This window comes from Micromonospora sp. NPDC004551, from assembly GCF_040609975.1.
Classification (GTDB): Bacteria; Actinomycetota; Actinomycetes; order Mycobacteriales; family Micromonosporaceae; genus Micromonospora.
In genome coordinates this window covers 298,626-308,397 of sequence record NZ_JBEXLM010000002.1, presented here as the reverse complement: position 1 = coordinate 308,397, position 9,772 = coordinate 298,626, and the positions used below count along the sequence as shown (strand labels likewise).

General features: G+C 72.7%; 6 protein-coding genes and 1 pseudogene. 2 read left to right on the top strand and 5 right to left on the bottom strand.

Features of this window, described 5'->3' with window-relative positions; all coding sequences use genetic code 11:
- The 5 genes and pseudogenes from ABZW14_RS05415 to rsgA form a co-directional block, all read right to left on the bottom strand.
- Window positions 1–225: pseudogene (locus tag ABZW14_RS05415) on the bottom strand (phytochelatin synthase); the annotation flags it as partial.
- 990 nt (window positions 226–1,215) lie between these two features.
- Window positions 1,216–3,156 (bottom strand): excinuclease ABC subunit UvrC, encoded by a 1,941-nt coding sequence (gene uvrC / locus ABZW14_RS05410; RefSeq protein WP_355340164.1) that lies wholly within the window; start codon window positions 3,154–3,156, stop codon window positions 1,216–1,218.
- Between the two features lie 96 nt (window positions 3,157–3,252).
- Window positions 3,253–3,741: a Rieske (2Fe-2S) protein gene (locus tag ABZW14_RS05405; RefSeq protein WP_355340161.1), complete on the bottom strand. Its 489-nt coding sequence runs from the start codon at window positions 3,739–3,741 to the stop codon at window positions 3,253–3,255.
- Between the two features lie 164 nt (window positions 3,742–3,905).
- Complete coding sequence (uvrA, locus tag ABZW14_RS05400) at window positions 3,906–6,851, bottom strand: excinuclease ABC subunit UvrA (protein WP_355340158.1); 2,946 nt, start codon at window positions 6,849–6,851, stop codon at window positions 3,906–3,908.
- Window positions 6,852–7,058: 207 nt separating this feature from the next.
- A complete protein-coding gene (gene rsgA, locus ABZW14_RS05395) occupies window positions 7,059–8,138 on the bottom strand; it encodes a ribosome small subunit-dependent GTPase A (RefSeq protein ID WP_355340156.1) in 1,080 nt (359 codons plus the stop codon).
- A 227-nt stretch (window positions 8,139–8,365) separates the two neighbouring features.
- Between rsgA and ABZW14_RS05390 the strand changes: the two genes are divergently transcribed.
- Entirely contained in the window at window positions 8,366–9,082 is a 717-nt protein-coding gene (locus tag ABZW14_RS05390) for a maleylpyruvate isomerase family mycothiol-dependent enzyme (RefSeq protein ID WP_355340153.1), read from the top strand.
- 8 nt (window positions 9,083–9,090) lie between these two features.
- Complete coding sequence (locus ABZW14_RS05385; RefSeq protein ID WP_355340150.1) at window positions 9,091–9,744, top strand: MBL fold metallo-hydrolase; 654 nt, start codon at window positions 9,091–9,093, stop codon at window positions 9,742–9,744.
- Window positions 9,745–9,772: the final 28 nt, after the last annotated feature.

Genomic DNA, 9,772 nt, shown 5'->3' with positions numbered 1-9,772 from the left:
GGCGTTGCGGGTGGCGGCCGGGCCGCAGTAGTAGAAGTTCGGCTGGGCCTCGTAGCGGACGTTCAGCTCCCGCTCGCCGTGACCCTTACGGTCGGTGGCCACGTGGGCGGTCTTCTCGGCCGGGGTGGCCTGGGCGGCGATCGCGGGGCCGGCGATCCCACCGGCGGTCGCGGCGATACCGGCAGCGGTCAGAACGGTGTTACGCAGCATGGTGTTGGTACGCATGATGAATCACGCCTTCCAATCGGGGGTTTCGCAGCACGCAAGGGGGGGTGCGGGTGCCGCGGGGGAAAGTCTGTGAAGGTGCCCGGCGATCAGCGACCTGCTCGGGCGGTCCCGGGGATGTAACCACCGGCGGCGGGGAAGGATTCCCTCGGCCTGATCCGATGTCCCGGGGGATGTAACGACCGGCGGCCGGGGGTCATTCCCCGCTCTCTGCCGGCTCGGACCTTCGCGGTCCGGGGGATGTAACGACCGGCGGCCGGGGGCCATTCCCCGCTCTCTGCCGGCTCGGGCCGGTGGTGCGCGGCCCAGGGGATGTAACGACCGGCCGGGGCCAGCCATTCCGACCGGCACTACCTCGCCTGGGGGCGGGCTGCTGCGCGGTCTGCCATATACAACGACCCCACCCCCGGCATGATTCCGCCGAGCCGGTGACGCCGACCACCCGGCCGAAACCAGACACCGCACCCGAACGTGTCACCACAAACCGGACACACACCCCACGTCACCCAAGCCGACCGCGCGGATCTTGGATAGTTGCCGTTCACAGCGAACAACAACTCTCCAAGATCCGCAGACGACCAGGTGGGGCGAGCCCCGCGGTGCCTCAAGGGCCCACGGAGCCGGCGGACCGGCAGGACCCGGGGCCGGCGGGACCACTGGCCGGCGACCAGCCGCGTCGATCAAGGAGTTTGCGTCGCCATCCGGCCGAATCCCGACGCAAACTCCTTGGTCAACACCGACGGACCGAGGCGTCCACGGCAGTGCGCATCGCCCAAGGCGCGGGAGTAACGGACATATCCGCCCGACCACCTCGCGCCCGGTCGGAACGCGGCTCGGTGGGTGGGACGTCATGGAAGTCTCCGGGGCCGCAAGACACCCATACCGTTCCACCGAGGGCCGCCGGGCAGCCGGGCAGCCGGGAGGAAGCGCCGGCGGTGTTCGGGTGACGAAGCGGCGTGGAGGGTGCGACGTGCCGAAACCGCCGACGGGTCAGGCGCTGGGGGTGCGTTGGACGCCTTCGTCGAGGGCGGCCAGGATCGCCTCGGCCGTCCGCTTCCCCACGCCCGGCACCTCGGTGATCTCCTCCACCGTCGCCGCGCTCAGCCGCTTCAGCGAGCCGAAGTGCCGCAGCAGGGCCTTGCGGCGGACCTCGCCAAGGCCGGGGATGTTGTCCAGCGCCGACTCGGTCATCCGCTTCGAGCGGCGCTGGCGGTGGAAGGTGATGGCGAAGCGGTGGGCCTCGTCGCGTACCCGCTGGAGCAGGTAGAGCGCCTCGGAGGTGCGCGGCAGGATCACCGGGAACTCGTCGTCGGGCAGCCAGACCTCCTCCAGCCGCTTGGCCAGCCCGCAGAGCGCCACGTCGTCGATGCCCAGCTCGGCGAGGGCCTGCGCGGCGGCCGCCACCTGCGGCGGGCCGCCGTCGACGACGACCAGCTGCGGCGGGTACGCGAACTTCCGCGGTCGCCCGGTGGTCGGGTCGATGCCGGGCCGGTCGGGGTCGCCGGCGGTCTCCTCGCCGATCTCGCCGGTCTCGGCGCGGGCGTCGAGGTAGCGGGCGAAGCGCCGGCGCAGCACCTCGGACATGGCAGAGAGGTCGTCGGTGGCGCCGCGCACGATGAACCGGCGGTACTCGCTCTTGCGGGGCAGGCCGTCCTCGAAGACGACCATGCTGGCCACCACGTCGGTGCCCTGGATCTGCGAGACGTCGAAGCACTCGATGCGCAGCGGGGAGGTGCGCATGCCGAGCGATTCGGCGATCTCGTCGAGGGCCTGGCTGCGGGTGGTCAGGTCGCCGGCCCGCTTGAGCTTGTGCCGGGCGAGCGCGTCCTTGGCGTTGCGCTCGACGGTCTCCAGCAGCGACCGCTTGTCGCCGCGCTGCGGCACCCGCAGCGACACCCGGCTGCCCCGCCGGGTGGAGAGCCAGTCGGCGAGCGCGTCGACGTCGCCGGGCAGCTCGGGGACGAGCAGCTCGCGGGGGACGTCGGCCTCGCCCTGCTCGCCGCCGTAGACCTGGGTGCAGAAGTGGTGCACGAGGTCGCCGGTGGTCAGCTCCTCGGTCTTCTCCACCACCCAGCCGCGCTGGCCGCGCACCCGGCCGTCGCGTACGTGGAAGACCTGGACCGCTGCTTCGAGCGGGTCGTCGGCGAAGGCCACCACGTCGGCGTCGGTGCCGTCGCCGAGCACCACGGTCTGCTTCTCCATGGCTCGGCGCAGCGCCGCCACGTCGTCGCGCAGCCGCGCGGCCCGCTCGAACTCCAGCTGCTCGCTGGCCTCCAGCATCTCCTTCTCCAGCCGGCGCACCATGGTGTCGGTGCGGCCCGCCATGAAGTCGCAGAAGCCGTTGACGATCTCCCGGTGCCCCTCGGCGGTGACGCTGCCGACGCAGGGCGCGGAGCACTTGCCGATATAGCCGAGCAGGCACGGGCGGCCGACCTGGCCGGCCCGCTTGAACACCCCGGAGGAGCAGGTCCGCGCCGGGAAGACGCGGAGCAGCAGGTCGAGCGTCTCGCGGATGGCCCAGGCGTGCGAGTAGGGCCCGAAGTAGCGCACCCCCTTGCGCTTGGCGCCGCGCATCACCTGCAGGCGCGGGTATTCCTCGTCGAGGGTCACCGCCAGGTAGGGGTACGACTTGTCGTCGCGGTAGCGGACGTTGAACCTCGGGTCGTACTGCTTGATCCAGGTGTATTCCTGCTGGAGCGCCTCGACCTCGGTGGCCACCGTGATCCAGTCCACCGACTCGGCCGTGAAGACCATCTGCCGGGTGCGCTGGTGCAGGTTGACCGGGTCGGCGAAGTAGGAGTTGAGCCGGCTGCGCAGGTTGCGCGCCTTGCCCACGTAGATCACGCGGCCGGTGCCGTCGCGGAAGCGGTAGACCCCTGGGGACTCCGGGATGGTGCCAGGCGCGGGACGGTAGGTCGAGGGGTCAGCCACGCGCCAAGCCTAGTCCGCACCCCCGACACCCGGCCGTCGCCGCGCGTCCCCCACCACCGGGGCGGCGGGCGGGGGACGCGGGACGTGCCGGGCCGGTCAGGCCAGGGTGATCTGCTCGCCGGTGACCTTGATGTTCTTGGGCGCGAGCGCCCTGGTCGCCGGGCCCTGCTTCACCGAGCCGTCGGTGATCGAGAACCGGCTGTTGTGGCAGGTGCAGTTGATGGTGCCGCCGTCGACGTTCGACACCGGGCAGCCCTGGTGGGTGCAGATCGGGTCGAAGGCCTTGAACTGGCCGGCCTCGGGCTGGGTGATCACGACGCCCTTGCTGGCGAAGACCGCTCCGCCGCCGACCGGGATGTCGGTGGTCCGGGCGAGCGGGCCGGTGCTGTCCCGGTCGCCGCCCTCGGCGTCACCGGCGCCGGTGGCGCCCGGGCCGCCGCTGGTCGGCGCGGGCGCTCCCGAGCCGGATCCGTCGTCGCCGCCGCAGCCCGCCAGCACCACGGCGGCGCCGACCGCGCCGGCGCCCGCGAGCAGGGCCCGGCGCGTCTGCGTACCCGGCCCGGTCAGCACCTGATCATCACTCATGTCCGGCCTCTCTCTCGGCTGTGGCCACCCGTCATGATCCGGGGCCACACTACGGAACACGGACCAGGGTGCCGCACGGTTCATACTCACACGTCACCAAACGGATATCCGAGCAGAGATCGGGCGGGCCAGGTTCACCCCGGCCCGCCCGTCGTACGCCTCGCTCAGCGCGCCCCGGCCGGCACCTTCCGAGCGCGTGACTTCGTCGCGCCGCCGTTGGCCTTGGCCGCCCGGGTGGTGGCCGCCTTGGCGCCCTTGGCCGCGCCGTCGAGCTTGAGGATCGGCCGCAGGAACTGGCCGGTGTGACTCTCCGGCACCTCGGCGACCTCCTCCGGCGTGCCGGTGGCGAGCACCGTGCCGCCCCGGTGCCCGCCCTCCGGGCCCATGTCGATGATCCAGTCGGCGGACTTGATCACGTCGAGGTTGTGCTCGATGGTGATCACCGTGTTGCCCTTCTCGACCAGGCCCTCGAGCACCATCAGCAGCTTGCGGATGTCCTCGAAGTGCAGGCCGGTGGTGGGCTCGTCGAGCACGTAGACCGTGCGGCCGGTGGAGCGCTTCTGCAGCTCGGACGCGAGCTTGACGCGCTGCGCCTCGCCCCCGGACAGGGTCGGCGCGGGCTGGCCGAGGCGCACGTAGCCGAGACCGACGTCGACCAGGGTCTTGAGGTGCCGGTGGATGGCCGGGATGGCCGAGAAGAACTCGGCGGCCTCCTCGATCGGCATGTCCAGGACCTCGGCGACCGTCTTGCCCTTGTAGTGCACCTCCAGGGTCTCCCGGTTGTAGCGGGCGCCCTTGCAGACCTCGCAGGGGACGTAGACGTCCGGGAGGAAATTCATCTCGATCTTGATCGTGCCGTCACCGGAACAGGCCTCGCAGCGCCCGCCCTTGACGTTGAACGAGAACCGGCCCGGCCCGTACCCCCGGACCTTGGCCTCGGTGGTCTCGGCGAAGAGCTTGCGGATGTGGTCCCAGACCCCGGTGTAGGTGGCCGGGTTGGAGCGCGGGGTGCGGCCGATCGGCGACTGGTCGACGCCGACGACCTTGTCGACGTGCTCCAGACCGGTGATGCGGGTGTGCCGGCCGGGGACCAACCGGGCGCCGTTGATCTGGTTGGCCAGCACCGCGTGCAGGATGTCGTTGACCAGCGTCGACTTGCCGGAGCCGCTCACCCCGGTGACCGCGATGAGCTGGCCGAGCGGGAAGCCCACGGTGAGGTTGCGCAGGTTGTGCTCGCGCGCCCCGTGCACCACCAGCTCGCGGCCCGGGGTCTGCGGCCGGCGGATGACCGGCGTCGGGATCTGCTTACGCCCCGACAGGTACGCCCCGGTGACCGACTCCTCGTTCTCCAGCAGGGCCGGCACGGACCCGCTGTGCACGATCTTGCCGCCGTGCTCGCCGGCGCCCGGGCCGATGTCGACGATCCAGTCGGCGACCCGGATGGTGTCCTCGTCGTGCTCGACCACGATCAGCGTGTTGCCCAGCCCGCGCAGCCGCAGCAGCGTCTCGATCAGCCGATGGTTGTCGCGCTGATGCAGGCCGATGGACGGCTCGTCCAGCACGTAGAGCACGCCGACCAGGCCGGAGCCGATCTGGGTGGCGAGCCGGATGCGCTGCGCCTCGCCGCCGGAGAGGGTGCCGGCCGGGCGGTCCAGCGAGAGGTAGTCCAGCCCGACGTCGAGCAGGAACTTCAGCCGGGCGTTGATCTCCTTGAGCACCCGCTCGGCGATCATCTTCTGCCGGTCGCTCAACTCGATGCCGGCGAGCAGGTCGGCGGCCTCACCGACGGAGAGGTTGCAGACCTCGGCGATGCTCTTGCCGGCCAGGGTGACCGCGAGCACCTCGGGCTTGAGCCGGGTGCCGCCGCAGGCCGCGCAGGGCACGTCGCGCATGTAGCCCTCGTACTTGTCCCGCGACCACTCCGACTCGGTGTCGGTGTGCCGGCGCTCGATCCACTGCACCACGCCCTCGAAGCCGGTGTAGTAGGAGCGCTCGCGGCCGTACTTGTTGCGGTAGCGGACGTGCACCTGGTCGTCGGAGCCGTGCAGGATCGTCTTCTGCGCCCGGGACGGCAGCGCCCGCCACGGGGTGTCCACGTCGAAGTGCTCGGCCTCACCGAGCGCCTCCAGCAGGCGCAGGAAGTATTCCAGGTTGTGCCCGGTGGCCCAGGGCTGAATGGCGCCCTCGCGCAGGGTGCGCTCCGGGTCGGGGATGACCAGCTCCGGGTCGACCTCCTTCTTCGTGCCCAGGCCGGTGCACTCCGGGCAGGCGCCGTAGGGCGCGTTGAAGGAGAAGACCCGGGGCTCCAGGTCCTCGATCGCGAGGGGGTGGTCGTTGGGGCAGGCCAGGTGCTCGGAGTAGCGGCGCTCCCGGGCCGGGTCGTCCTCGGCCAGGTCGACGAAGTCGAGCAGCACCAGGCCGCCGGAGAGGCCGAGCGCCGCCTCGACCGAGTCGGTCAGCCGCTGCTTGGCGCTGGGCTTGACGCTGAGCCGGTCGATGACCACCTCGATGGTGTGTTTCTCCTGCTTCTTGAGCTTCGGCGGCTCGGTGAGCGGGTGCACCACGCCGTCGACCCGGGCCCGGGCGTAGCCCTTGGCCTGGAGCTCGGCGAAGAGGTCGACGTATTCGCCCTTGCGGCCGCGCACGACCGGGGCGAGCACCATGAACCGGGTGCCCTCGGCCATGGCCAGCACCCGGTCGACGATCTGCTGCGGGCTCTGCTTGGAGATGCGCTCGCCGCAGATCGGGCAGTGCGGCTCGCCGATGCGGGCGAAGAGCAGGCGGAGGTAGTCGTAGACCTCGGTGATGGTGCCGACGGTGGATCGCGGGTTGCGCGAGGTGGACTTCTGGTCGATCGAGACCGCGGGGCTGAGGCCCTCGATGAAGTCGACGTCGGGCTTGTCCATCTGGCCGAGGAACTGCCGGGCGTACGACGAGAGCGACTCGACGTAGCGGCGCTGCCCCTCGGCGAAGATGGTGTCGAACGCCAGGCTCGACTTGCCCGAACCGGAGAGCCCGGTGAAGACGATCAGGGCGTCCCGGGGCAGGTCGAGACTGACGTCACGCAGGTTGTGCTCGCGCGCGCCACGGATGATCAGTCGGTCGGCCACGGTGCGTGTGCTCCCGGAAGAAGATGGTGAGGCGGATCTGTCCGCCCGACACGAGGTCTGGGCGGTTTTCGAGGGTCGTCGAGGCGCAGGGAAGACGCCTCGGCAACTCTAGCCCCGAGGTATGACAACTTCCGTCGCGCGGACATTCCCCCAGGTCAGCGCGGTCGGGCGGGAACGACGCCGCCCCACCCGACCGCCGCGCACCCCCTAGAGTGCCCCGGGACCGGGCGGGGTCGCCGGACGCCCGGTCCGCCGCCGGCCGCCCCGCCAGCTCCCCCGGCGCTCGGCGGCCAGCCGCACCTCCCGGCGCCGGCTCTCGTACGCCACCTCGCGCTGGAGCCGGCGCCAGTTCTCCCAGCGCCGGACGGGCAGTTCGCCGCTGTCCAGGGCGGCCCGCACCGCGCACGCCGGCTCGGCCTCGTGGGCGCAGTCGGCGTACCGGCAGCCGGCGGCCAGCTCGGCGATGTCGGCGAACGCCCGGTCCAGGCCGGCCGAGCCGTCCAGCAGGCCGACCGCCCGTACGCCCGGTGTGTCCAGCACCGCTCCCCCGCCGGGGATCGGCACCAGCGCCCGCCAGGTGGTGGTGTGCCGGCCCTTGCCGTCGGAGCGCCGGATCGCCTGGGTGCGCATCACGTCGGCCCCGGCCAGCGCGTTGACCAGGCTCGACTTGCCCGCGCCGGAGGGGCCGAGCAGGCCGAGGGTGCGCCCGGGCGCGACGTACCGGCGCAGCGGGTCCAGCCCGGTGCCGCGCTCGGCGCTGACCGGCAGCACCGGCACCCCGGGCGCCAGGGCGGCGAGCTGCCGGGCCACGGCCCCCGGGTCGGGGGCCAGGTCGGCCTTGGTGAGCACGACGAGCGGCTCCGCGCCGGACTCATGCCCCAGGGAGAGCAGCCGCTCGATGCGGGCGGCGTCCGGCGCGGGGTGCACCGGCTCGACCACCGCGGCGGCGTCGAGGTTGGCGGCCAGCACCTGGCCGCTGGCGTCCTTGCCGGCGGTGCGCCGGACCAGCGCGGTGCGGCGGGGCAGCACGGTCTCCACCGTGACCGGGCCGTCCGGCCAGGTGGCCAGCAGCACCCAGTCACCGGCGCAGGGCAGCGCCGTCAGGTCACGGGCGGCGGCGGCCAGCACGGCGCCGCCCAGGCTGGCCCGGACGGGCCCCTCCGGGCGGAGCACCGTGCAGACGCCACGGTCGACGCGGGCCACGCGGCCCGGTCGGCGGTCGGTGCGTGGATTCAGGTACGCCGCCCGTTCGGCGTCCCAGCCGAGGGCGGTCAGGTCGATGGTCATGTGTCCTCATCGGTGTCGAGGGGGTTCGTGGCGGAACACGCGTGCTGCGACCGGCATGCTCACCACCTCCGCTCCGACTCCCGGTGCCCGCGTCCTGCGACGACGCCGGCCCGGCGCGTCCGACGCCGCGACCCGAAGTCGTCGGCCCCGACGGTAGGTGCTGCGCCGACGCGCCGAAAGCCATTTCCCCGGCGACGCGACGGCGCGCTACCGCTAGGGTCCAAGACGTGACGAGCGACCCCCTCCTGCTGACCGGCGAGCTGGACGAGGCGACCGGCCGGCTGCTGCGCACCGTGGCCACCCTGGGCGCCGCCGACACCGCCGCACCGTCCCTCCTGCCGGGCTGGACGCGCGGGCACGTCCTGACCCACCTGGCCCGCAACGCCGACGGGTTCGTCAACCTGCTGACCGCCGCCCGCACCGGCGAGGCGATCCCGATGTACGCCAGCCCCGAGGCCCGGGCCGCCGGCATCGAGGCCGGCGCCGGCCGGGGGCCGGCCGACCTCATGGACGACCTGCGCCGCAGCTCGCAGCGGTTCACGGCAGCGGTCGCCGAGATGCCCGTGGAGGCCTGGGGGGCCACCGTGCAGACCCGGCGCGGCCCGTGGCCGGCGGCCATGCTGGTGTGGGGCCGGCTGCGCGAGGTCGAGGTGCACCACGTCGACCTGGGCGCCGGCTACCGGCCGGCCGACTGGCCGGACGCGTTCGCCCAGCGGCTGCTGCACGAGGTGGTCGCCGGTCTGGCCGACGACCCGGAGGCGCCGGCCATGGTGCTGCGCTTCGACGGCGTCCGGCACGAACTCGTCGTGGGTGACCCCGCCGGGGCGCCCACCGTCACCGGCCCCGCGCCGGAACTCGCCGCCTGGCTGACCGGCCGCAGCGCGGGCGAGATGCTCAGCGTCACTCCCGACGGTCCCCTGCCGACTCCACCGGATTGGATCTGAACCCCGTCATGACCTACACCGGAGACGTCACGCCCGGCGGTGCGCCGGCCGTACGCGACCTCGACAAGCTCACCATCACCAAGGTGTCGGTGGGCCCGATGGACAACAACGCCTACCTGCTGCGCTGCCGGGAGACCGGCGATCAGGTGCTGATCGACGCCGCGAACGAGGCGCCCCGCCTGCTCGACCTGGTCGGCGACGGCGGCCTGGCCACGGTCGTCACGACCCACCGGCACATGGACCACTGGGTCGCCCTGGAGGAGGTGGTCGCCAAGACCGGCGCCCGCCCGCTGGTGCACGCCGACGACGCCGAGGGGCTGCCGATCGACGCCGAGCCGCTGCGCGAGGGCGACACGGTCCCGGTCGGCGACTGCGCCCTGGAGGTGATCCACCTCAAGGGGCACACGCCCGGCTCGATCGCGCTGCTCTACCGGGACCCGTCCGGCGTCCCGCACCTGTTCACGGGCGACTCGCTGTTCCCCGGCGGGGTCGGCAACACCGACCAGGACCCGGAGCGGTTCGGCCAGCTCCTCGACGACGTCGAGCACAAGCTCTTCGACCGGCTGCCGGACGAGACGTGGTTCTACCCGGGCCACGGCAAGGACAGCACCCTCGGCGCGGAGCGCCCCGCGCTGCCGCAGTGGCGGTCCCGCGGCTGGTGAGCGTGGCGGGCCGGCCCGGCCGGCCCGC

Bases quoted from the DNA above. Each gene is read 5' to 3' on its own strand.
- ABZW14_RS05405 (WP_355340161.1), bottom strand. From the start codon at position 3,741: ATGAGTGATGATCAGGTGCTGACCGGGCCGGGTACGCAGACGCGCCGG.
- rsgA (WP_355340156.1), bottom strand. From the start codon at position 8,138: ATGACCATCGACCTGACCGCCCTCGGCTGGGACGCCGAACGGGCGGCG.
- ABZW14_RS05385 (WP_355340150.1), top strand. From the start codon at position 9,091: ATGACCTACACCGGAGACGTCACGCCCGGCGGTGCGCCGGCCGTACGC.